The organism is Rheinheimera sp. MMS21-TC3 (assembly GCF_032229285.1).
In the GTDB taxonomy this organism is placed as follows: domain Bacteria; phylum Pseudomonadota; class Gammaproteobacteria; order Enterobacterales; family Alteromonadaceae; genus Alishewanella.
The window spans coordinates 2,467,433-2,490,120 of the sequence record NZ_CP135084.1; the positions used below are offsets into that span (position 1 = coordinate 2,467,433).

21 protein-coding genes are annotated in these 22,688 nt (G+C 40.2%); 5 read left to right on the plus strand and 16 right to left on the minus strand.

Annotated elements, in window-relative coordinates; translation table 11 throughout:
* Positions 1-4 precede the first annotated feature (4 nt).
* The 15 genes from RDV63_RS12050 to gspG all read right to left on the minus strand — a co-directional run bounded on the left by RDV63_RS12050 (position 5) and on the right by gspG (position 15,447).
* A complete protein-coding gene (locus RDV63_RS12050) occupies positions 5-352 on the minus strand; it encodes a hypothetical protein (RefSeq protein WP_313907502.1) in 348 nt (115 codons plus the stop codon).
* A 123-nt stretch (positions 353-475) separates the two neighbouring features.
* Entirely contained in the window at positions 476-2,407 is a 1,932-nt protein-coding gene (locus RDV63_RS12055; RefSeq protein ID WP_313909738.1) for a nucleoside-diphosphate sugar epimerase/dehydratase, read from the minus strand.
* Between the two features lie 312 nt (positions 2,408-2,719).
* The gene (locus RDV63_RS12060) at positions 2,720-3,439 is read right to left on the minus strand and encodes a thioredoxin domain-containing protein (RefSeq protein WP_313909739.1); all 720 of its coding nucleotides are present in this window, start codon (positions 3,437-3,439) and stop codon (positions 2,720-2,722) included.
* A 66-nt stretch (positions 3,440-3,505) separates the two neighbouring features.
* Complete coding sequence (locus tag RDV63_RS12065; RefSeq protein ID WP_313909740.1) at positions 3,506-5,296, minus strand: hypothetical protein; 1,791 nt, start codon at positions 5,294-5,296, stop codon at positions 3,506-3,508.
* Between the two features lie 283 nt (positions 5,297-5,579).
* On the minus strand, positions 5,580-7,526 hold the full coding sequence (locus tag RDV63_RS12070; RefSeq protein ID WP_313909741.1) for a secretin N-terminal domain-containing protein: 1,947 nt from the start codon (positions 7,524-7,526) through the stop codon (positions 5,580-5,582).
* Between the two features lie 103 nt (positions 7,527-7,629).
* Positions 7,630-8,169, minus strand: a complete 540-nt coding sequence (locus tag RDV63_RS12075) for a hypothetical protein (RefSeq protein ID WP_313909742.1) — start codon at positions 8,167-8,169, stop codon at positions 7,630-7,632.
* Positions 8,159-8,695 carry a hypothetical protein gene (locus tag RDV63_RS12080; RefSeq protein WP_313909743.1) on the minus strand — a complete coding sequence of 179 codons (537 nt, stop codon included), beginning with the start codon at positions 8,693-8,695 and terminating at the stop codon, positions 8,159-8,161. The genes RDV63_RS12075 and RDV63_RS12080 overlap by 11 nt, the downstream gene beginning before the upstream one ends.
* The gene (locus tag RDV63_RS12085; RefSeq protein ID WP_313909744.1) at positions 8,685-9,812 is read right to left on the minus strand and encodes a PilN domain-containing protein; all 1,128 of its coding nucleotides are present in this window, start codon (positions 9,810-9,812) and stop codon (positions 8,685-8,687) included. Before RDV63_RS12085 ends, RDV63_RS12080 begins: the two co-directional genes overlap by 11 nt.
* Positions 9,809-10,720, minus strand: a complete 912-nt coding sequence (locus tag RDV63_RS12090; RefSeq protein WP_313909745.1) for a type II secretion system protein GspK — start codon at positions 10,718-10,720, stop codon at positions 9,809-9,811. Before RDV63_RS12090 ends, RDV63_RS12085 begins: the two co-directional genes overlap by 4 nt.
* Positions 10,713-11,417, minus strand: a complete 705-nt coding sequence (locus RDV63_RS12095; protein ID WP_313909746.1) for a prepilin-type N-terminal cleavage/methylation domain-containing protein — start codon at positions 11,415-11,417, stop codon at positions 10,713-10,715. Before RDV63_RS12095 ends, RDV63_RS12090 begins: the two co-directional genes overlap by 8 nt.
* Positions 11,396-11,800 (minus strand): prepilin-type N-terminal cleavage/methylation domain-containing protein, encoded by a 405-nt coding sequence (locus tag RDV63_RS12100; protein WP_313909747.1) that lies wholly within the window; start codon positions 11,798-11,800, stop codon positions 11,396-11,398. The genes RDV63_RS12095 and RDV63_RS12100 overlap by 22 nt, the downstream gene beginning before the upstream one ends.
* Positions 11,769-12,176, minus strand: a complete 408-nt coding sequence (locus RDV63_RS12105) for a type II secretion system protein (RefSeq protein ID WP_409934836.1) — start codon at positions 12,174-12,176, stop codon at positions 11,769-11,771. Before RDV63_RS12105 ends, RDV63_RS12100 begins: the two co-directional genes overlap by 32 nt.
* Entirely contained in the window at positions 12,163-13,353 is a 1,191-nt protein-coding gene (locus RDV63_RS12110; RefSeq protein WP_313909749.1) for a type II secretion system F family protein, read from the minus strand. The genes RDV63_RS12105 and RDV63_RS12110 overlap by 14 nt, the downstream gene beginning before the upstream one ends.
* Positions 13,353-15,065, minus strand: coding sequence for a GspE/PulE family protein (locus tag RDV63_RS12115; protein WP_313909750.1), 1,713 nt, complete (start codon positions 15,063-15,065; stop codon positions 13,353-13,355). Before RDV63_RS12115 ends, RDV63_RS12110 begins: the two co-directional genes overlap by 1 nt.
* Positions 15,043-15,447 (minus strand): type II secretion system major pseudopilin GspG, encoded by a 405-nt coding sequence (gene gspG / locus RDV63_RS12120; protein WP_313909751.1) that lies wholly within the window; start codon positions 15,445-15,447, stop codon positions 15,043-15,045. The genes RDV63_RS12115 and gspG overlap by 23 nt, the downstream gene beginning before the upstream one ends.
* A 136-nt stretch (positions 15,448-15,583) precedes the next feature.
* On the opposite strand from gspG, the gene RDV63_RS12125 reads away from it, so the two are divergent.
* The 3 genes from RDV63_RS12125 to RDV63_RS12135 are packed head-to-tail and all read left to right on the plus strand — an operon-like array spanning position 15,584 to position 19,336.
* Entirely contained in the window at positions 15,584-16,825 is a 1,242-nt protein-coding gene (locus RDV63_RS12125; protein WP_313909752.1) for a polysaccharide pyruvyl transferase family protein, read from the plus strand.
* Positions 16,825-18,042, plus strand: coding sequence for a glycosyltransferase (locus RDV63_RS12130; RefSeq protein WP_313909753.1), 1,218 nt, complete (start codon positions 16,825-16,827; stop codon positions 18,040-18,042). Before RDV63_RS12125 ends, RDV63_RS12130 begins: the two co-directional genes overlap by 1 nt.
* Positions 18,029-19,336, plus strand: coding sequence for an oligosaccharide flippase family protein (locus RDV63_RS12135; RefSeq protein ID WP_313909754.1), 1,308 nt, complete (start codon positions 18,029-18,031; stop codon positions 19,334-19,336). The genes RDV63_RS12130 and RDV63_RS12135 overlap by 14 nt, the downstream gene beginning before the upstream one ends.
* Here the strand turns inward: RDV63_RS12135 and RDV63_RS12140 are convergent.
* Positions 19,333-20,790 carry a hypothetical protein gene (locus RDV63_RS12140; protein ID WP_313909755.1) on the minus strand — a complete coding sequence of 486 codons (1,458 nt, stop codon included), beginning with the start codon at positions 20,788-20,790 and terminating at the stop codon, positions 19,333-19,335. The genes RDV63_RS12135 and RDV63_RS12140 overlap by 4 nt on opposite strands.
* A gap of 125 nt (positions 20,791-20,915) precedes the next feature.
* Here RDV63_RS12140 and RDV63_RS12145 point away from each other — a divergent pair, with 125 nt between their 5' ends.
* Both RDV63_RS12145 and RDV63_RS12150 read left to right on the plus strand, forming a co-directional pair.
* Positions 20,916-21,845 carry a glycosyltransferase family A protein gene (locus RDV63_RS12145; RefSeq protein ID WP_313909756.1) on the plus strand — a complete coding sequence of 310 codons (930 nt, stop codon included), beginning with the start codon at positions 20,916-20,918 and terminating at the stop codon, positions 21,843-21,845.
* Complete coding sequence (locus RDV63_RS12150; RefSeq protein ID WP_313909757.1) at positions 21,838-22,683, plus strand: glycosyltransferase; 846 nt, start codon at positions 21,838-21,840, stop codon at positions 22,681-22,683. The genes RDV63_RS12145 and RDV63_RS12150 overlap by 8 nt, the downstream gene beginning before the upstream one ends.
* The last annotated feature ends 5 nt before the right edge of the window (positions 22,684-22,688 follow it).

Below are 22,688 nucleotides of genomic sequence, written 5' to 3' on the forward strand. Positions count from 1 at the left end.
AAACTTACTGAACAATTGCAGGGTAAGTAAAGGTTACAGTCGCAGTTGTAGTACCGGTGCCCGTACCAGTAACAGTAGTAGTAGTGGTACCTGTACAAATACCATTTACGGGAGCTGCATCACCTGTATTACAGGTTTCTACTGGGTCAACTGGGGTTACCACTGAAGTACTGCTACTGTTAGACACTATTGCAGCAACAACAGCCACACCTACTACACCAGCTGCTACTGTTGTAGTGGCTACACCACCAATAGTACTACCAGGGGCAAAAAAACCACCTGCTTTATCATCTTGAGCGTTAACACCTAAAGATAACAACAACGCCGAAGCGGCAATAACTAATTTCTTCATCACTAATTCCTTATGCCAAATTTAAACTTACAATTACTGTTAAGAGTAAACTAAAAGACTACTATACTCAACTAACTTATCTATTTTTTTAAGCCTCTTAACGATTTTAAAGCTAAAAGCCTGCTACTGACCCAAAGCTTTTTTTGCCAACTGTGCATTAATATCTATTACTTCTGTTTTTCTGGCTTTTGCAACCAAATCAGTCACACTTGAATGGTTAAACTCCGTTGGCGCTGCTTGCAATAAGTCAACTATTTCTTGAACAGCAAAGTCACTACAGTAAGCATCTAGTTGCAACAAAACCCTTTCCATTTCAGGCCAAGTTAAACACACCTCATCAGCCGCCATAATTCTTGGATGCTCAGTATCTCGAACATTATCACCAATCAACAACTCTTCAAATAACTTTTCACCTGGGCGTAACCCTGTGTATTGTATTTCTATATCACCACTGGAATGAACTTCATCTTTTACTTCTAACCCCATTAAATGGATCATTCGCCTTGCTAAATCAGCTATTTTTACCGGCTCGCCCATATCTAGCACAAATACATCACCACTGCCGCCCATAGCACCAGCTTGGATAACTAGCTGCGCCGCCTCGGGTATAGTCATAAAATAACGAATAATATCTTTATGAGTTACCGTTACAGGGCCACCACGGCGAATTTGCTCTCTAAACAAAGGTACTACCGAGCCACTAGAGCCTAATACATTACCAAAACGGACCATACAAAAACGGGTTTTTGTTTGCCGCTTAGCTAAAGCTTGCAATACTAACTCTGCTAAGCGCTTCGACGCGCCCATTACATTTGTTGGCCTAACCGCTTTATCAGTTGAAATAAGCACAAAGTTTTCTACCTTAGCGGCAATGGCGGCTTCAGCCGCGTACCAGGTGCCAAAAACGTTGTTAGTCACGCCTTCAACAATATTATATTCAACCAGCGGCACATGCTTATAAGCCGCAGCATGGTATACCGTATCTACCATAAAAGCAGACATAACAGACTGCATCCGCTCACGCCTTTGCACTGAGCCCATAATAGGTAGTAATTTAATCTCTAGCTGTTGCCTAGCTATGGTTGCACTTAACTCTTGCTCTATGGTGTATAAGCTAAACTCACAGCGCTCAAACAACACTAATGCTTTTGGTGCACATAATAAAATTTGCCGACACAACTCTGAGCCAATAGAACCACCAGCTCCGGTTACCATAACCACTTTACCGCGAATATTGGCTTCCAGTAATTTAGTTTGTGGTGCTACTGCCTCACGGCCTAATAAATCTTCAATTTTAACATCTTGTAGCTCATCAATCTTCATTGAGCCATCAACTAAATCACTCATACCAGGAATAGACTGCACAGGTATAGGTAACTTTTCTAGCGAGTCTAATACTTCACGCCGACGTGAGCGCGAAGCCGAAGGCAAGGCTAATAAAATACGACTAACATTTTTCTTTTTAACTAAAATATTTATAGCTGAAGGATTACCAACCGGAATACCCAAAATTGTTGAACGCTGCAAAGTTGTATCGTCATCAATAAATACCACTGGATGATACTGCTCACCATTAAATAAAGCTTGAGCAAGCTGACGCCCAGATGAGCCAGCACCGTAAATTAATACTCGTTCTTTGTGGCCATTATTACGTTGCACCAAAAACACTCTGGCCAATAAGCGAATACCACCTGCACTAATTAAAGATAAAATAGCGTAAACAAAAATTAAGTTACCCTTATCTTCAACGTCAAAGGCTTTAAATAATAAGGCTAATATAATGGCGTTACTTACAATACCAGCCAATATAGCACCTAAGGCATGCTGGCCAATATAACGAATAACTGCCCGATACAACCCTAATTTAACAAAAAGCAATAATGTGAACGGTAAAGTGATAACAAAGGCAAGTGCAATACTAGTTGCTTGATAAGAATCTGTACCTTGAGTAAGAAAATAAGCACCAATGAAAGAACAACTTAAAAACACAACATCAAATAATACCGAAATTGCGCGCTTAATATAGCGAGGTAAGCCTAATAGAAATGCCAACATGGAACAGCCCCGTGTTTAGTTTATGCTTGATAAAACAAAAAGGAGATAACATAAATTACAAAGCTGCCATTTTATACTTAATGCACAAAACAAACTAGTCTCAATACAGTGTAGACTATTGCTGAGTAATTAGCCTTATACTCTTACCGTTAAACATAAAGACCATAGTTTACATCCTGTAACTGAACCTAAGATGTACTACTATGGTCAAGATGCATCGTTAAAAGCAGACTAAGATTGCCAAACCAAGTGTTTAACACACTAAGATAACAAAGTATTAAAACTAGAGAGTATTATATAATAAATCTAGCCTTACTTTGCTAGCTCATCAATAATTTTACTGAACTCTTCTACGCTTTTTGCACCAACAATAATTTCATAGTCAGTTACAGTATCGCCATCAATACGGCCTATAACAAAGGCTGGTGTATCGCCTAACCCCATTTCACTGGCATATTTTGCTGATAACGTAACGCTATTGTGAACATCAGTATTTTTTAAGCAATGTTGAAATGCGTCGCTATCTAAAGAAAAAGTATCTGGGATCGTGTTGAGATAATCTAAAGTTAAGCCTGAGGCACCAATTGAAAACAGCTCATTTTTAACCTCTGCATATTTATTTTGTTGGTTTGCACAGCGTAAAATTACCGCTGCCATACCCGCATTTTTATGTAAATTCAGTAATGGCAATTCACGGCCTACAAATAAAAGCTTATTGGTATCGATATACGCTTGTTTTAACTCTGGATATACTTCTTCATGAAATTTTTTGCAAAACGGACAGTGTAAGTCTGTAAATTCAATTATGGCTACATTGGCGTTGTTGCTTCCAACACGTATACCGTCCGCCATTTCAATTGAGTCAGGCCTTACGCGATCACCCATACCTATTTTACGGGCGATTAGAGCCTGTAATTGCTTTACTTCTGCCAACTCGGCTTTTAGAGCATTAATTTCAGCTTCCTGAGGGGATGCACAACCTTGCAGCCATAAAGTACCTAACAGTACAAAAACAATTTTTATTAACTTCATTTATGTTCCTTAATTAAAAAAGCCCTCGATAACGAGGGCTTAATATTAACTAACTAAAAAGAGTTATTACTCTCTCCAGTCGTTTAAGTCTAATACTGGAGTTACACGGTCGCCAGTTGATAAACGCTGTACACCGAAACCGTGAACTTTGTCACGAGGAGCAGTAACAGTGAATGTCATAGTTTGACGTCTGTCGTGTGAGCTAGTTTCAACACCAGTTGCACCAGCAGCATAGCCACCGTCAGCACCTAAGTAACCAGCTTCAGTTTCAGCTTGAGCAATTACGTCAGGAATAAAGTAAACTACTGATGATTTAGCAGGTACTTGGCCTAAAGATACAGCTTCAACAGCACGGTTAGCAACAGTACCATCAGCTGATTCGCCGAAAACATCAACAGTTACTTCAGCAGCTTCGCTATGCTCGTTAGTAATACGAACGAAGTTACCTTCTGCATTAAAGGTATAAGGTACTTTTAATACAGCGCCGTTAACACCGATGTTGTGAGTTAACTTGTTCGCTTCACAGTGATCAAGCAAGTTAGCATCATCGAAGTCTAACGTGTAGTGCGTGTTAACTTTGTAGTTAAAGTTCATGATATCAGCTGGAGATGTATTAGTAACAACATAATACATTTCGTTGTATAAAGCACCATCTAATACTGTGCCTACTGCAGCAGGGTTAACTTCTGGGTCACCGCCAGTTGCATCTGGTGTGAACACGTCTGTAGCATAAGTGTCATACACTGTAGCGGTAGCTAAAGTTGTACCAAACTCACCCCAAAGGATACCTGATTCAACAACTTCTTGAGTATCTAAAACACCTGTTGCTGCTAAACGTGCATTCCATAAACCCATTTCAACGTTTGAACGTGGGTCAGAAGAGGCAACAAAAGCAGTTTTTAGGTAGTCATCAACTTGTAATACAACAGCGCGATCTAAAACAGGCGCACGGTCATAGAAAGCTGTTTTATAAACAGCTTCGTGCTGCTTAGCAACTAACTGGTTAGTCACATCAGATGCATCATAAACAAACTCAGTACGAGCAACTACAGCTGCACCAGCGCTATCAGCACTTTCTGCGTTCACTTCAACTTCAGCTGTAGTGCCGCCATGTAAAGCATAGAATTGCGGAGTTATATCGATAATTTTTTGTACTTTAGAAACACCACCTTCGATATTAAAACCTGTACCACCGTCTGTTCTAGCATAAGTAGCACGAATACTTACTGACTGGTTAGATTCAGCAGTTGTACAAGTCGTGTTTTCAATTTTTAAACCTACTGGAACGATATCTGCTAAATCAGTGCCACTAGAAATTAATGAAAACGCTAAACGTGTACCAGCACCAATAGTAATACCAGCTTTAGTTAAGAAAGTAACAGCACCAGTACCATCTAAAACGCCGTCAGAAGAGGCTACAGCAACAAAAGTACCAGCATTATCTAAATCTTCTTTAACTAAGTGAATTTGGTTAGCGTTACCGTGAAATTTAGCACCAGTTAATTCCATACGAATTTCTGTGCCTGATGGAATATCAGTAGTAGGGATATAAATGATGTGTTGGTCTTCACCAGTAGCAGCACCAGTACCATCGATATCATCAAAACTTACTACTAAATTACCTGTTAATTCATAAGCAATTTTAGTTTCATTGATTGCTTCTAAGTCGGTATCTGAAGCGCCGCCACGAACTGCAACACAAGATGCTAAACCGTAAGTTTTGTCAAAAGCATGTGGAACTAAACCGTCACCACCTTTATATACTTCAAAACACGCCTCTGTACCTGCGAATGCGTTACCAGCATATAAGCCAGCTAACACTGCAGTAGAAATAAGCGCTTTATTAAGTTTTTTCATTCCGTTTTACTCCATGAAATATTTTAAGCAGCAATTTACTGCTTATTGGAACACGTGTTCCTAGGTAATTAGTGTATTTCAACACTTTACCTAAGGTATTGAATTCAACTGCGACTTTAGTACAGCAGTCGGTGCTTGCATGCGTTCACCACCTGCAAAAGCCACCGAAGCTTATTCAACGTGTCGAATCATAACGTTGTTTAACCTTAACAGTCAACATTATTATTTCAAAAAAAACCTTGTAATTGCTTGTTTTTTTAACACTTAGCCCTAGCTATTTCAGTTATTGGTTTATTGGAAAACTATATAACTCAGATAGCTTACGCCCAAATTCATCTAACTCTGTAGTATCTTTAATTATTCTTGGTGTAATTAGCACCATTAGCTCAGAACGAGAAAAGTCATTACCCTTAGTTTGAAATAATCTCCCTAAAATGGGTATATCACCTAACAGAGGAACTCTACTGTCATTCTCATTTAAATCTTCCTGAATCAAACCACCTAAAATAATAGTTTGGCCATTACCTGCTAAAACATTAGTGCTAATACTGCGCGAAGTAATAGTCGGAGAAGGTATGCTCGACAGAGTATTAGGGCTGCTTTTTGACGTTTCTTGCGATATTTGTAAACTCACTACACCGTCGGCATTAATAATAGGCGTAACAGATAAAGAAATACCAGTAGAGCGATACTGTACACTTGTTCGCACATTATCAGAAGAGTCTGATTCTCTAAACTCAGTAATAATTGGCACTTGTTGTCCTGAGTTAATACTGGCACTTTCGCCATCTCGCACTACCAAATAGGGCCTAGCTAGTACACGAGTATTCGTTTTACTTGCTAACATTTGTAAAGCTACGTTCCAGTTACCATTAAAACCTAAAAATGATAATGAGCCTGTAGTAGACTTTAAGCCTAAAGTAGCAGATTTAGTATGATTAGCTTTAGAATCATAAAACCAATCTATACCTGCAGATACATTGTCTGACAATTCAACTTCTGCAACAATCACCTGTAAAGCTACTTGCCCTGGCATCCTATCTAACTGCTCTAATAAAGCTAACACCTCTTGGTATTTACTCGGTGATGTGTTTATAACAATCGCATTTTGACTCTCATCAGCGGTGATCCTAATACTACCGGTTCCACTTTTAGTGCTAGCAATGTTGCCACTGGCTTGATTGGGGTTATTATTAACAATACCACTCGTCATTGAGCCTAAAACCGCTTGAAGACTTTTAACTAAATCGCTTGCTTTAGCAAAATTAGGCCGATAAACATACATTCGCTCGCTTTCACCACCAGTTGCCACATCGAGCATACGCGCCCACATACTAACGCGGTCGCCTAAAGTACTATTTCCAGAATAAACAACAACAGCATTTAGTCTATTAATTGGTACCATAGCAATATCTTCACCAATTTGAAGACCTTCTGCTTTCATAAGTTCTTCCATTTGCCCAATAAGGGCATCAGGTGATAAATACACCATACTAAGCATTCGTATATCGCGCCCTCTTGCATGAGGCACATCTAGCATATTCACTATTTGTAAGGCACGCTCTATATCAGCTCTTTTACCTTCCATTACTAATAATCGATTAGTATTATCAGAGTAGGCTTTAGCGTTAGTCAGTTTACCTAAAATGCTAATAATAGAACGAGATGAATTATATACATAGGGTACTAATTGAATAACATCGTCACCAGATTCAGGCAAATCTTCTAAGTTACGGCCTATGCCTATAGAGCGATCAAGTACACGGTTAGACGCTTTGTTAACGTAGATAATGTTATCTTTAGTATACACCTCAACTTTTTGCTGGCTTAACACCTGACGGGTTATTTGAAATAACTCCTGCGGGCTCACATCTTGCTGAATGCTAAGTACCAATTTTTCTCGCATTTGTTCAACTTCAGATGATAAAACATAGCTTAGCGACAACAACTCACCAAAAACATAATGAGCTAGTTGTGGCACTTCCATCTCATTAACAGCCACTTTAATTGGTGCACTAGTTGCGAAATGAGGCAACTGAGTTAATAAAGGCGATCCTCTTTCTATCGCCCCCATACTATCGATCTGATGCTCTGCAAACTCCTGTAAATCAGCTTCTTTTTTGTCAACTGCATTATTTGATACTATAGCTTGCTCTTGTTTTAAAAAAGACTCATTAATGCTGAAGTTACTTTTTAACTTATCTTTATGATCATTAGATTCGGTTGACACACAAGACACAGTAAGCGTAGTTAGTGTGAGTATAACTAATGGCTTGATAAATTTGTGTTTGATTCTCATTAAATTACTATACCTACGATTAAAGGGTAAATGATTACTTGGTCTGTGGTTTAAATAAATTCAGACTTAGCTGTGGCAACTCTTGCTCATGTTCAACTTCTTGTTTATTCGGCATAAACAGCGCGGTATTATTGGTTAACTCAATTAAACTATAACCATAAACTTCAGTACCAACAGTCACTGTGATTAAACGTGAAGTAGTAGCTATACCAGAGCTTTTCTTATTAAGCATGCTCATATCAACAACCATTCGCCCAGTTAAATTACCATTAACCTCATCAATTGCCACAAGCTTAGGAGATAAGTCACTTAAGGTCAGCTGTTTAGGTTTTTCAAGTTTTTTTTCTTCTATCAAAACAGGCGTAACACCAAACAGTAAACTAAATGCCTCACTACTAGCTTGGGTATCTTTTAAGCTGCCAAACTGTATGGCTTGTGCAACTTCTTTATCAATATCACGTCCGGTTAAAGGCGTTACATAAGTCTGACGTACAACAGAAATAAAATGAATCAGCATTGCTACCATTACTGCTACCAATACTAAGATCTCTTGACGATTAAATTTAATCTTCATTGGCAACCTCGGGTTTGAGCGGTACTAATATTTCAAGTATTCCTGTCATATCGGATGCAACGCGATTACTCTTTATTAAACGTATACTAGCAAACAAACTTCTTGGTTTACCTGTTTCTAAAGCAGCAATTAAACGATAGATATCTTGAGGCTTACCTTTTACAAATACGCTCGCAGGTAAAGTGGTTGCGCCTTTATTATTTACTTGGCCTGTATTACGCGTAGTTAGCTCTACACCTACCGCTTTTGCTTCTGCCTCTATATGCTTTAATACTTTTATCGCCAACTGACTTTCAGGAGCAGAAAACCAAGCTTGCTCTAATTGGGCATAATTATCATCTATCGCTTTTTCTTGAGCTATTAACACAGTAGAACGCTGTTGCACATTAGATAAACGTTTCTCATTAAGACTTAGTTGATTTATGGTTTGTGTTTTTAAAGTAACCCAATCAAGCCAAGGCACTAATATAAATTTCGCCAACGCCAAAACAATCACAATGCCTATTAACAAAGGTTTATTTTTCATTATTAACCTCTTGCTGCATGCTCTGTGTTGTTTTTTCCGAGGTAACTTGAGTTGCCTTTGGCTGATAAACTAAGCTAATAGTAAAAGTTTCACCACCTTTATTATTGCTTTGTATACTGCGGTCAAACTTTACTTCTGCCCATTCAGGCCTACCACTCAACTTACTAATAACATCTACCGCCGATGGTGAAGTGCCACGAATTTGCAATAAAGAACCGCTTTGTTGAATATTATCTAATATTGCATCATCAGCTAGCTGAGTGCTTAGTGTATGTAAAATCATACTTGCTGATGGTAGCCGTTTATAAAGATCGCGATATGTTTGTATTGTTTCTGCTTTGTGATCTAACGCTTGCTGTTTATCAAATAAAGCGCTGGCTTCAGCTTGTAATTGTTTAACTCGCACTTGCAGCCGATTTTCTTGCCAAGTTAACCCTGCCGATATAAACATCATATAAATAGCAACTAAAGCAGCTGAGTAACCACCGATTTTTTTATAGTCTATAGCTTGTTTTACTTGCTTAGTAGAAGTACGAACTATACAACCAACCAATTCCCACCATTTAAGCGGTAAAGTTTGCATTTGTAAACTGCTTGGCAAAGTTAGCAGTTCAGGATTTATACCTTTGCTATTTTCACCTAACGCATCTAAAAAGTAACTTTGGTTAACCATTAACCCCTGAATAGGTGTTAAATGCAATTGATTAGAGTCGGCTAACCATGCCCAATACGGAGTTTTAGCCTGAACTTTATAGAGCTTTTTCTTTACCAACAAACGATAAAGCAGCCAAGTTTCAGGAATAAGAATATGCCAGCCGTTGGGTATATCAGCTATCACTTTTGCGGGTAACAGTGCATATAGCACTTGATACCGACCATTTTCATTCGACTGAACTTTCCAAATAGCTTTAGAACCTGAACTAGCTAGCACTTTTAGTTCATTACGAATCAACTTAGGTAAATCAGTCAAAGCTGCTTTATAAGAACGCTGAAACTCAGTGTACTGCTGTTTAGGTAATACCCGTATACGCTGGCTTGCTGAAAGGAACTTGCTATTTTTACTGTTTTCACCTTTTAGCTGTCGCGGTCTTGTAAACATCTTTGATAATGCTTTCACTTGAAGTCGGTTCCTATATAACCGGGTTGTTTTTCTGCAACATAGCTTATCCGCTTGGTGCTGTTAGCTTTAATTACAACAAAAGATTGCCTATATGCCGCATCTTCAATGGTAATATCAATACTGACTTTTAATCTTCGACTTAAATACACCATCATGTCTTCTGAGCGCTCAACCATCAAATCATCACTACTTATATTTTCTTCACCATTACGCATTTTCATAAACTGCTCTGCTCGATAATCGCCAAGCAGTACTGGTAACAAGGCGTCTGGTGCAAACTCGTAGTTTATCACATGACTCCCCATAAAAGTAACATAGGGACCAATACGCGACCAGTCTTTCTCTAAGCCTTTTACTAGCCCTAATTCATCTGTGGTTTGTGGTAAACCATTCCTTGGCAACCCTTCAGAAGCGTAATCTTGCTTTTCTGCGCCATTCAGATGTAAAAAGTCATCTGCATCAATCCAGTCTTCAATTGCTGCTACAACATGATCTGGGTTTTCAACATTAAAACGATATAAAAAATTAAGCCATAATCTAGGCTCAAAAGGATGAACCGGCACCATTGATGCTGTATCAAAAATTTGAACTTGGGCGTTATTCCAAGTAAATGGAGTACCCCAAAAATTAAATTTTTCAGGTAGCTCTAGTTCAGCTAAGCGAGCCTTATTAGGACGTTCAGCCCATAAAGGCGTTGTTTGCAAAAGATATATCAGCTCTTCTTTAGCTGATTCAACCGCAGCCCTTGCTAACAGGCTGTTTTTTGCTTGTTGAGCTAACCCAATATTAGCTTTACTTTTATACTGATACACAGTCACTACAGTTGCAATAACAGCTGCTAGCATTAGCACTAAAATCAGTGCCACACCTTTTTGTTGCTTAATACTGCAAAAAAATCTAGCCATCAGTTCTACTCATAAAAATATTAACACGCTGCATATCTGCGTTTTCAAGTCGAACCCACACTATTTCAGGCTCTTGCTCTGACTCTTGCTCTGCATCGATACTCAACTTAATAAATAGCGGTAGTAATTCTGTATCAAAACCATCCACAGAGTTAAACCAAGCAGGGTTATGCGCAACAATACCTTGGTAAGAGTCAGACATTGCATTTAGTCTATCTCGTGCTGAAGGCCAACTATAATATTCAAGACGTATATTTTTAACTGGTTTAATTGGTTTCTTATACGTTTCACAAAGTTTTTCAGGGTTGAATTCAGGATTTATTAATAACTTCTGTATAATTAAACGCTCACAGTAAGTTAGCACTTCATCAATGACACCTAACCAAGCTACTGCTGTTTTACCTTGCTCTTGCATGCTTGTTGTTGTCACCCACGATACATTATCCTTGTCACCTTTAAACCATGTTTTAACAACATGTGGTTCTACTGGCACCGCATAATTAAATGCAGCCGAAAGTTGCTCTTGCCAAGCTAAGCCAGCTTTAGCCTGTTGCATTTGTTGTTTAACACGATTCTGCGACTTATTAAACCCCACCACATAAAATGAATAAGCACCGCTGGCTAATGACAAAACTGCCGTCAGTATTAGGGTGGCTATGAGCATTTCTAATAAAGTTAATCCACGCTGATTTGCCATATTGTTTGCCTAAAGTCGTAGGTAATTGCAGACTCACTAGAAATAGTGATGTTATAAAGCACTAAAAAACCCGCTCCTGTTTCCTTAGCTCCTGTCTCGGGACTAAAGCCCCTTATTTCCGGCGCAGCACTTATAACTTCTGCTTTCCAGCTATATTTATTGTTTACGGTTGTAATATCACCTTTAACTTTTTTCTGCTCTAGCTCATAACGAATATTTGCTTGTATAGTGTTATAGTCCGCTAAGCTATTTATATATTTTACTGATTGCAGTTGAGTAGCAAAATTTTGCTGAAATACTACAGCAACTAAACCTAAAGTCATAAACAAAATGATTGATGCTATAAGCACTTCAATCAGGGTAAGACCATAATGCTTTTTCATCATCTATCACCAATTGCCATGCTTGGCCGTTTATATACGCCTCTAAAGAAATAGGATCTACAATCCCGTCGGGTGATACCGAAAGTGTTTTTTCGGCAAAAGAGGTATATTGAAGTGTTAATTCCTGTTCAAACTGCTTACTTTTGGCCTTAATGCTTTTGCCATTAACGCTTATCTTTACAGGCCGAGATAAAAAGAAACTGCTATTTTGCATTTGTTCAATAAAAAGCGCACTCAATTGACGCTCTGATCTATGCTTTGCTGACTCTACTTGCTTCACAGTCAGCGGAAGCACAATACTTAAGCTAAGGGCCATAAGTACCATAACAATCAGTAGCTCTATTAATGTAAACCCTCGAGAATTAAAACGGAACATCTGATGTCGAAACGATACTTAGCAGCATGGTAACCACCACAGAACCTACCAGACCACCCATAACAATAATCAGTAAGGGCTCTAACATACTAGTCAGTTTCATTGCCCATTGCTCAAAACGCCAACGCGCTCTTTCGCTCATCTCACCAAAAACCACATCTAAATTGCCGCCCTCTTCGCCTACTTTCACTAGCGACAACATTACCGGCTCTAAAATATCCGTTGCGGCTAAAGAGTCTGATAGCATTTTACCTTGCGACACTTCATCTCTTACTCGCTTTAACTGGCCTTGAATTTTATTATCATTAGCAATAGCCACCGAAAAACCCAATGCTTGAGCTAAAGGTAAACCGCTTTGCAACATTAACTGCATGGCAGAAATAAAACGAATACGCTCACTTAGCAATAAACCATTTTTTATTAAAGGCGTATTTCTTAACGCTGCAGATAAAAAACTTTGAAACCAAGGTTTGCGCCAAGATATGGCAATAAAAAATACAAACCCGACAATAGCAATAAGTAAGGTAAACTGGTTATCTTGCATCCAAGCGCTACTGTCTAATAAAAAGGCGGTATAGGCCGGAATATCTTTCATATTGGCAAATAGACCTTCCATACTCGGCACAATAAAGTTAAAAATAGCAAACAATGACACTAAGCAAACCGCAAAAATAAAACCAGGATAAATCATGGCTTGGTTCACTTTACCTTTTAAATCATTTTGAAATTTTTGGTTATGACCTAGCCGCTCTAGTGTAACCGCTAACTGACCAGACTCTTCACCAATACGAACCATTTCACAATATAAGGTATTAAAATAACGTGGGAATTGAGCAAAGGCAGTATGTAAAGGATTACCGCCTCTTACCTGCTCTGTCATCGAGCCTAGCATTTCAGCCGCAACCGGATTTGGGTTAGCTTGCGACATCATATCTAAAGCGCGATCTAGCTGAACGCCATTGCGAAGTAACAAAGACAGCTCTACAGTAATTTGCTCTAAATCACCCGCAGATATACTATTAAATAGCCCAGCATCCGGCTTTAACTGCTTAACCTGTAAAGGCGATAATTGCCTTGCAATAACCAAACCTAAAGCATCGGTTTCAGTAGCCGCACGAACTCGGCCTTTTACCCGCGAGCCTTGGCCATCTATCGCTTCAAATTCCCAGCTTAACATTAACCGGCTACTCGCATCACTTCATCAAAGGTGGTAATGCCGCGCAACACCTTTAATAAACCATCTTGCTTTAAGGTTCTTAAGCCTTTGCGCTCACGATATTCACGCACAGATTTAAGAAAGTTATGATCTTTAGGCATAGACTGAATTTCATAGTCATTAGGCAGATACTCTAAAATAGCAACACGACCTAAATACCCAGTACCACCACAACGCTCACAGCCTTTACCTACGCATATATCAGGCGTAGCAGAGAAACCCGCTAGCATCTGTTGTAAGTCTGGATGCTTAATAATTAATGCTTCGTTTTCATCTGTTGTTTTACAGTGAGTACAAATAGTTCGCACTAATCGCTGGGCCATAATAGAAATAACCGAGGCATTTAATAAAAATTCTTCTACACCCAAATCAATAAGACGGGTAAAGGTTGTAGGTGCATCATTAGTATGCACAGTACTAAACACTAAGTGCCCAGTTAACGATGACTGCATAGCAATACGCGCAGTTTCTTGGTCACGTATTTCACCCACCATAATAATATCGGGATCTTGACGGACAATGCTTCTTAAGCCGCGTGAAAAATCAAAGCCAATATCGGTATTCACTTGAACCTGATTAATGCCTTCTAACTGATACTCTATAGGATCTTCTAGAGTAATAATCTTTACCGAAGGCTGGTTTAGCTTAGCTAAAAACGAATATAAACTGGTGGTTTTACCCGAGCCCGTTGGGCCTGTCATTAATATAACGCCGGTGGTCCGTTTTAAATCTTGGTTTATCAGCTCAATTAAGTCATCTTCATAGCCAACAGCTTCTAAAGAAAAGTTAACCGACTCTTTTAACAAGAAACGCATTACCATACTTTCGCCTTCACCTAGCGGTAACGACGACACCCGGATATCAAGCTCTTTACCAGCAACACTGGTTTCTATTTTGCCATCTTGTGGCTTTCTGCGCTCGGCAATATCCATACCCGCTAAAATTTTAATCCGCGACACGACACCAAGCTGTAAATCTAAAGGAATAGTATCACTTTGATGTAAGATACCATCAACCCGATAACGCACCCGATAGCGGCCACTTAATGGCTCAATATGCATATCTGAGGCACGCATTTTTATACCACGAACAATTAAGCTGTTCACTAAATTAACCGTAGGCGCACCATAGGCTAACTCCCGTAACCGCTCTAGCTCTGAGCCAGTATCTTGCATTTGATGCTGCTCTGACACTTTTTTTGCCAAAAGCTGAGCACGCAAGGCATCTAGCTGCGATTGTTTACATAAATGAATAGATAAATTGTAGATAGACTCTGGCCAAAGGTTATAAACCTCTAATACAAAAGGATCAATCACCGCTAAATGTAGTTGATCATCGGCCATTAAAAAAGGTAAAGCGCCAGCTTTAAAGCTAGCGTCTAGATCAAAGGTATTTAAAAATTCGATATCCAGCTCAGAGTGTTCAGCTAAAGACTCAAACACCGGAAGCTTAAGGTAAGACGCATAAATATCGGCTAACTCGTCTTTTTGTAAAATACCCAAGTTAACTAAAATATGCTCTATTCTACCGCCAAGTTGCTTTTGGTAATCTAAAGCCCGCTGTAATTGCAGCTCAGTTACTAACGCTAACTTTAAAATATGTTCGGCTATACCAAGTGGCCGTCCATCATTGTTAGCCTTAACGGCACCATTAACGGTTGATAATGTCGGCATTGTCTTCCTCACCACCCTCGCGGCCATCTGCACCTAAGCTTAATAAGTCGTATGCACCACTTTGCCCAGGAAAACGATATACATAAGGAGCGCCCCAAGGGTCTAAAGGCACTTCACGAGGTAAATAAGGACCATCCCAACCACGTTTATCAGATCCAAGTAGCTCATCTAAACGTTCAGGATACCTGCCTACATCTAGTCTAAATGCATCTAAAGACGTAGCTAGCATCTGCATTTGTGCTACAGCTGTATTACGCTTGGAAGAATCAACTTTCGAAAACATCGTTGGCGCAACTAAGGAGGCTAGAAGACCTAAAATAACCATAACGATTAGTAGTTCAATTAGCGTAAAACCTTTTTTATTTCGTGCAGATATGCGCACCTTTGCTCCTTACTTTACGGCTTAATTTAATGGTGGCAATTATACTTAAAGCCCTTATGCTATGCAAACAGATACTCAGACTTGAATAACTGCAACCATAGCCTTACACTTGCCAATTTGCTCTGGGTCAAAAATAGTGAAATATCTGATTACTGGCAATCATGCCTGCGCTAACAGAGGTGATGCAGCAATACTTCGCGGCTTATTGCATTATCTGGATAGCCAAGAAGATAGCGACTATATCCTAAACAGCCGTCATCCTGATAGCGCTAATTTTTTTCTGAATAAAACCGTCGTACCAGACGCCTTATATCTGTATAGAAAAACACATAACAATCGTCTCCGGCAAAAGCTGTACTGGCGTATACTGCCCTATTATTTAGCGTTATTAATGTGGATTTTTAAAGACAAGCCGCAAGCCATAGCGCCCTACTTGCCAACGTTTATGCGCCAGCAAGTTAAGCAACTGCAATCTGTCGATGCCGTTATTCAGGTTGGCGGCTCATTTTTCATCGACTTATACGGCAACGGCCAATTTGATCACGCCATTTGCGCTATCGCCGCAGGCAAGCCGCTTTATTTAGCAGGCCATAGCATAGGCCCTTTTACAGGTAAGTTATATCAGCAATTTTGCCATTTTGTTTATCGCCATTGCCATTGGTGTGGTTTGCGTGAGCATGTTAGCGCGCAAGCAGCAGAGCAAGCGAATATCTGCCTAAATAACTTAGTACTAGGCGCAGATACCGCTTGGCTAGTCCCTGGCGCTAAATTACTGGCTAATCAAGCAACAGTCGAAAAAAGCAATACTATTGCCATCACGGTGCGCTCAGTGCAACCGTTCTCTAGCAGGCTTAATATACAACAACACCAATACGAAGCCGCCATGGCCAAACTGGTTGATCAGCTTAGCGCTATGCACTATAAAGTGGTGTTTTACTCTACTTGTACCGGCATCGACAGCTACGCCAATGACGATCGCATGGTAGCATGGCGTATTCGCAGCTTATGCCAAGCTCGCACTTTACCTGAAGTCGAAATGGCCGAGCTAAACGACGTTGAATTAGGCCTCGCCTTAGCTAAATGCACACTAACAATAGCTACTCGCTTACACAGCGCTATAATCTCAATGAATTTCGCCACACCCGCCATCGCCATTAATTATGAACATAAATCAGCGGGGATCTATGCAGATATGGGATTAAGCCACTACGCTTTTAGTATGCAATCATTGCAAGATGGCCGTTTGCTTAAGGCAATTACTAGCGCGTTAAGCAATAGCAACCTTAGTGCAGAATTTACCTCAGCAGTTCAAAAACAACGCCTAGCCGCAGAGCAATTTATTAGCGCCATGCTAAAACACAGCAAGGAAAAGGTGTAATGCAAGTCAGCTTTTTTGTCGATCAATACCCCTGTTACTCTGAAACCTTTATTCAAAATCAAATAGATGGCTTATTAGCCGCCGGCATTAAAGTGCAAGTAATCACGCTGTTTTCAGATCCAACCGCCCCCATAAACCCAAAGCTGCCAGTAAAAGCCATCTATCAGCGGCCAGATCCTAAAGTTAAAATGGTTATAAAACGCAGCCTATCGGTTATAAGCAGCCTATTTAACACCAGCGTTTGGCGCAGCCTTAGTCAAAACCAGTTTGCTTTATTGCGTAAAAATTTATTCTTGCCAGCCTTAGCCGCAGACTGGCATAAAAAGCACGGCAGTATGCAAAACGATATTATTCTGGCGCATTTTGGCACAACCGCAGTTACCGCCGCTATGCTGATAGAGCTAGGCTTATTACAAGGCAAACTCGTTAGTGTATTTCACGGCTTTGAATTATCCGAACACCAAGTGCTGGCTCGTTATAAAAAAGCTTATCGGGGCCTTTTTGCTACCACAGAGCTATGTATGCCCGTTAGTCAACTTTGGGCTCAGCGTTTAAAAACCTTAGGCTGTCCTGAAAATAAAATACAGGTTCATCATATGGGCATTTATGCCGACACTTTTAGTTTGCTAGAACCGAACCGGCCACTTAATAACCCCATACAATTACTCAGCGTTGCTCGGCTAGTCGAGAAAAAAGGCTTAGATGATGCAATTGACGCCATTAGTTTGCTAAAGCAGCAACAGATACCCGCTAAACTAACCATAATTGGCGATGGCCCATTAAAGGCCGCATTACAACAGCATATTCAACACTTAAATTTACAAGACAGGGTTAAGCTAGCTGGGGCTCTACCCCACAGCGACGTTAAACAAGCCCTAGAGCGCTGTGATATTTTTATGCTGCCAAGTAAAACGGCCGCTAATGGTGATATGGAGGGGATCCCCGTATCGTTAATGGAAGCCATGGCTAGAGGCATTATTGTATTAAGTACTAAACATAGCGGCATTAGCGAGCTAATTAAACATAATGAAAATGGCTACCTTGTAGATGAAAATGCACCAGAGCAACTTGCTCAACAAATCCAAAGCATTGCTAAGGCTAATAACCTAAGTCAAATAAGGCTATCGGCAAGAGCACAAATAGAAGCGCATTTTAATCAGTCTGTACTTAACGAAAATTTAATTAGTCAACTGCAGGCCCTGCATGATCTCAGTTAAAAGCCGTGGGATCTGGATAGTTTTAGCCGCCATTAGCGCGGCGCTACATCAATTAATATTAATGGTCATAATGTCGCGTTTACTTAGCGTGCAAGAAGTTGGTCTTTATAGTTTATTACTTGTTTTTACGGCTCTAGCAGGCGTACTACAAGACGGTGGCCTCGCCAGTTTTATTGTCCATAAACAAAAACTAAAACGCGCTGAATATAGCGCTATGTTTATACTTAGTACCTTACTAGGTTTGGTTATTGCCAGCCTGTTAATTGCCAGTTCGCCATTTTTAAGTTTGTTATATCAACAGCCACTTTTAACTGAATATATGCCGCTGGTTGCCATAACCTTACTCATAAACAGCTGTGTTACGCCTTATCAAGCCAGCATGTTAATTTGCCAAAGACAAATCGCCTTAGCCAAAATAGACATTTTCAGCAAAACCTTTGCTACTGTACTCACAGTCTACTTGTTACTCTCTAGCACACTTGGCATTGCCAGCGCCCTTTATGGCGCTATTGCTGCGGCCTGTATTAGGTTGCTAATTTTAGGCTATAGTTTACCTATTGCTTATCAACCAAGCTTGGCAGTTAATTTATCTATTATTCCTAAAGCCCTGAAATTTGGTAGTTATCAAACCGCGGCCTTAGTGTTAAACCAATTAAGAACCCGGTTAGATCAGCTGGTTATTGGTAAATTAATGGGCATGGAAACACTCGCCATCTACAGCCTAGCCAAAGAATTAATTTCTCACCCTAATCGCTTTATCGCCCCGCTTATTCGAAATTTACTATTTCCTAAGCTAGCCCAACATCAACAAAAACCAACGCAGCAACAGCATATATTTAGCCAAGCCATTAAAGCCATAGCTTGGAGCAACAGCATAATTTTTGCCACTTTAGCCTTAGCTGCAGGCCCTATAGTGCAATTAGTTTACAGTAATGACTACCGAGCCGCCGCCCCTATATTAAGTCTGCTTGCTGCCTATGGCATAGTTCGCAACACCGGCGCCGCTTATGTAAGTTTTGCCCAAGCGCAGGGCCGAGCTGAATTAGAGTTCTATTGGAATGTATTTGCTTCTATTATCATGGGGGCCGTTATTTGGTTTAGCGCTAGTACCTTATCGTTAAGCTTTACTGCTATGGCATTAGCCGGTGTGCAACTAAGCCTTTCCTATATTGGCTTTTATTTTTTTAGATACCATATAGCCCCGCTAAAGCAAGTTAACTATATTGCTTTAAGCCTAGGGCCAGTATTAGTTGTGCTTAGCGCCAGTATCATCGGCTATATCATCTACGCTTAGGCGGCAAAAGCTCGCTTAAGTCGTCTAATCGCCCGGTGATAAAACAGAATACAGCGATCAATAAAATCAAGTGCTGAATTGGCCGGAACTGCCGCAAGCTCTGGCCAAGCTAAATGAATTAACTGCTGATGAAAAGCCCCTTTACGCTGCTCTGCTATAGGAATACAAAGCATCAATTCTATAATGTCTCTGTGACTAAAGGGCGAAATAAAAACAATACCACTTTGAAAACCATAGCGATTAATCGCACTATAAGCACTCACGCGGTTTTCTTGATAAAATAGCGCCAGCAATTGCTCAATAGGTAAATTAGGTAGGCACTTAATATAATGGGCTAATGCGGCAATAAGCGGCTCTTTATAAGGTAAGCCGCATAAAGACAGCAAGGTTTCTGGGGTTAAAGTCAACTCTGGCTGCTTGGTGTTTTCAGCCACTTTATCTAAATAATAGCCCTTAGCAATAGCGCCACCCACCCCAGAAAAAGCAAAGCATAAACCAACACTATCAATAAGCTTACTGCTTTTTAGCGGCGAACCGCCAATGGCATAGCCAGTACAAGATAAAAACTGCGTAATCTCATCTTCAGATAAAGCAAACTTAGGCTGAAACTGAAACACCTGATGTTGCAAATTAAACTTTTTAGCCAGCTGAGTTGCCGTTTTAATATCTTGATAAGAAGCAAAAGAGCGATCTGCTCGGGTCCAAAAATCTACTTTGTTCTGCACACCTTGGCTACACGCCAGCATAACTCGGCTGTCTACCCCCGCAGTCAAACCAATTCTTACTGGCATAGCTTCACTGCAGGCTGTAAATTGCTGCTGCATCAAGGTAGCAATAGTGGGCAGTCGCTGTTGCCAGTTTAAACAAACAGGCAGTGCTGTATCTTCTAATGGCCAATGTCGCTTAGCTGCAAAGCTTTGTAAATCTAAATAATGGTTAGCCAGCAGTCTTTGTACGCCTTTATAAGCTGTACAGCCCGCAGGATACCAGCAATCATCATTAATAAGCTGCTCTGCACTAAACAAAGGCGCAAGCTTAGCCTCCATTAGCCCAGGTGTGGCGGCTAGTCGTTTACTAGCGGGTGCATACACTAAACTTTGCGACGCTAACGGATCCATATAAACGCGCTGAGTATCCTCGGTAACAATAAACGCCAACCAACGGCCAGCTAATTGATACAACCAAGTCTCTAACGGGCTATTGGCTTTAGCTAAATCAGAAGCACAAGCAACAGGCAGAGTTATTGCTTGTGTTAGCAATTTATCCTGCAGCATAGCCCAGCCCACAATATAACCAAGCACTTCACCTTGGCCAGAAAGCAAACTCACAACAGGTAAACTAGGCTCGGTAGCTAACCTAAAGCCAACTAACGACCATTGCCGAAAATGATTAGGGAAAACAAGCGGATCATTAGCCGTTGTCAGCACAAACTGATGGCGAAGTGGTAAAGTCATAATTTAAATTAGATAATTAATCTGATAATTCAGGATAACAAATAGTCTTGTGTTAAGTAACAGCCTATTTGCCATGATAATATGCAGCTAACTTGCTACAATGCGCCAAAACAAAATTATAACCTATGCCAGCAATAAGTATTGTTATTCCTCTATACAATAAAGCGACCTCTGTAAGCAGAAGTATTAACTCAGTGCTACAGCAAAGCTTTAGTCACTTCGAGCTAATCATTGTCGACGACGGCTCTACTGACAATAGCCTTAACATAGTACAAAGCTACCAAGATAAACGCATCACCATTATTCAACAACAAAATCAAGGGGCATCGGTTGCTAGAAATAATGGCGTCCTAGCCGCAAACAGTGAGTTTATTGCATTTTTAGATGCCGATGACTGCTATCACCCAGACTTTTTACAGCGAATTATAAACCTCACAGAGCAATATTCTGATGCCGCACTATTTAGCTGTCGCTTTAATTTCGTTGATGAAACAGGCAAAACCTTCAGCCCTAAAGGCAGCTTACCTGAAGATTATATTGGCGAAATAACCCCTTTTTATCCCTTGTTCAAACAAAACCGCGCTTTAATACACCCCTCTTCTATGGCGGTAAACAAAAAACTATTTTTAGCCTGTGGCGGCTTTCCCGCAGGCAAAACAGTTGGCGAAGACTTACAGCTAATATTAAGTATGGCATTGCAAGGTAAGGTTGTATCTGACTTACGCATCTGTGCCACCATTCACCGAGATGCTGAAAATAGAACCCAAAATAGAGCAGAAATTAAACCGGGCTGCCACTTAGAGTACTTTTTTAAAAGCCAAAGTTGGCAACAAAATATAGCAGCAGACACCATTGAACAATTAAAAGACTTTTTAATTCATAATGCCTTGTTACACAGCGCCGGTGCCGCTTTGCTTGGCCAGCGCAGCTTAGCTTACTATTATGCCAAACTTATATGGCAGCAAAGCCCACTAAACGGCATCATAGCTTTTGCTATTGCTGTTATGCCACAACGCACTTTAGCTTGGTTAAAACAGAAACGAAATAATGACTAACAGCCTAATATCGGTATATATACCTACACACAATCGGCCTGTAATGCTAGCCCGAGCCATCCAAAGCGTTATCAATCAAGACTATAGCAATATCGAAATTATCGTCGTTGATGATGGCTCAACAGCCCAGAACCAAAGTAAAGCCGAGAAGCTCTGTGCACAGCACCCTAATATTATATATATAAAAACAGCTATTTCAGGCGGTGCCTGTGCAGCACGGAATCTTGCTATAAATAAAGCCAGCGGCGACTTTATTACCGGCTTAGATGATGATGATGAGTTTTTACCTAATCGCCTTAGCGCTTTTATGGATAACTGGCACAAATTCACTGATCTATCATTACTTTGCACCGGTTATAAGTTTATCTTACCCGGCGGAAAAGTAATCAACAGTGGCCAAAAAGCCATGGCAATAGGCAAGCAAAGAATATTAGATATAAATGATGTTGGAAATCAGGTATTCACCAAAACCGAGTACTTAAAAGCAATAGCGGGGTTCGATCCTAACCTAGAAGCATGCCAAGACTATGACGTTTGGATAAGATTAATCCAAACATTTGGCACAGGCTATAGATTACCACTAATTAACTACATCGTTCATCAAGAGCACGACTCGCCAAGAATATCTCAACTAGACAAAAGACAACGTGGTCATAAGCAGTTAATAACCAAACACCAAGAAAAAATGACCCCACAACAAATTCGAAGTCAGCAATTTTTCTGTGCTTTATATGGTGGCGAACAAAACATCTGGCGCTTAACAAAATTAAGTGGCTGTCGGCATTTGCTAGTACTATTTAAGGTGCTATTTGTCCGCGCACTATCTACAAAGCGCTAATTTGA

What these genes read in the sequence shown, in the direction of transcription:
- RDV63_RS12145 (WP_313909756.1), top strand. Translation starts at nt 20,916, where the DNA reads ATGCCAGCAATAAGTATTGTTATTCCTCTATACAATAAAGCGACCTCT.
- RDV63_RS12065 (WP_313909740.1), bottom strand. Translation starts at nt 5,296, where the DNA reads ATGAAAAAACTTAATAAAGCGCTTATTTCTACTGCAGTGTTAGCTGGC.
- RDV63_RS12090 (WP_313909745.1), bottom strand. Translation starts at nt 10,720, where the DNA reads ATGGCTAGATTTTTTTGCAGTATTAAGCAACAAAAAGGTGTGGCACTG.
- RDV63_RS12050 (WP_313907502.1), bottom strand. Translation starts at nt 352, where the DNA reads ATGAAGAAATTAGTTATTGCCGCTTCGGCGTTGTTGTTATCTTTAGGT.
- RDV63_RS12110 (WP_313909749.1), bottom strand. Translation starts at nt 13,353, where the DNA reads ATGTTAAGCTGGGAATTTGAAGCGATAGATGGCCAAGGCTCGCGGGTA.
- RDV63_RS12140 (WP_313909755.1), bottom strand. Translation starts at nt 20,790, where the DNA reads ATGACTTTACCACTTCGCCATCAGTTTGTGCTGACAACGGCTAATGAT.
- RDV63_RS12130 (WP_313909753.1), top strand. Translation starts at nt 16,825, where the DNA reads ATGCAAGTCAGCTTTTTTGTCGATCAATACCCCTGTTACTCTGAAACC.
- RDV63_RS12135 (WP_313909754.1), top strand. Translation starts at nt 18,029, where the DNA reads ATGATCTCAGTTAAAAGCCGTGGGATCTGGATAGTTTTAGCCGCCATT.
- RDV63_RS12100 (WP_313909747.1), bottom strand. Translation starts at nt 11,800, where the DNA reads ATGAAAAAGCATTATGGTCTTACCCTGATTGAAGTGCTTATAGCATCA.
- RDV63_RS12075 (WP_313909742.1), bottom strand. Translation starts at nt 8,169, where the DNA reads ATGAAGATTAAATTTAATCGTCAAGAGATCTTAGTATTGGTAGCAGTA.
- RDV63_RS12150 (WP_313909757.1), top strand. Translation starts at nt 21,838, where the DNA reads ATGACTAACAGCCTAATATCGGTATATATACCTACACACAATCGGCCT.
- RDV63_RS12115 (WP_313909750.1), bottom strand. Translation starts at nt 15,065, where the DNA reads ATGCCGACATTATCAACCGTTAATGGTGCCGTTAAGGCTAACAATGAT.
- RDV63_RS12055 (WP_313909738.1), bottom strand. Translation starts at nt 2,407, where the DNA reads ATGTTGGCATTTCTATTAGGCTTACCTCGCTATATTAAGCGCGCAATT.
- RDV63_RS12105 (WP_409934836.1), bottom strand. Translation starts at nt 12,176, where the DNA reads ATGTTCCGTTTTAATTCTCGAGGGTTTACATTAATAGAGCTACTGATT.
- RDV63_RS12060 (WP_313909739.1), bottom strand. Translation starts at nt 3,439, where the DNA reads ATGAAGTTAATAAAAATTGTTTTTGTACTGTTAGGTACTTTATGGCTG.
- RDV63_RS12095 (WP_313909746.1), bottom strand. Translation starts at nt 11,417, where the DNA reads ATGGCAAATCAGCGTGGATTAACTTTATTAGAAATGCTCATAGCCACC.
- RDV63_RS12080 (WP_313909743.1), bottom strand. Translation starts at nt 8,695, where the DNA reads ATGAAAAATAAACCTTTGTTAATAGGCATTGTGATTGTTTTGGCGTTG.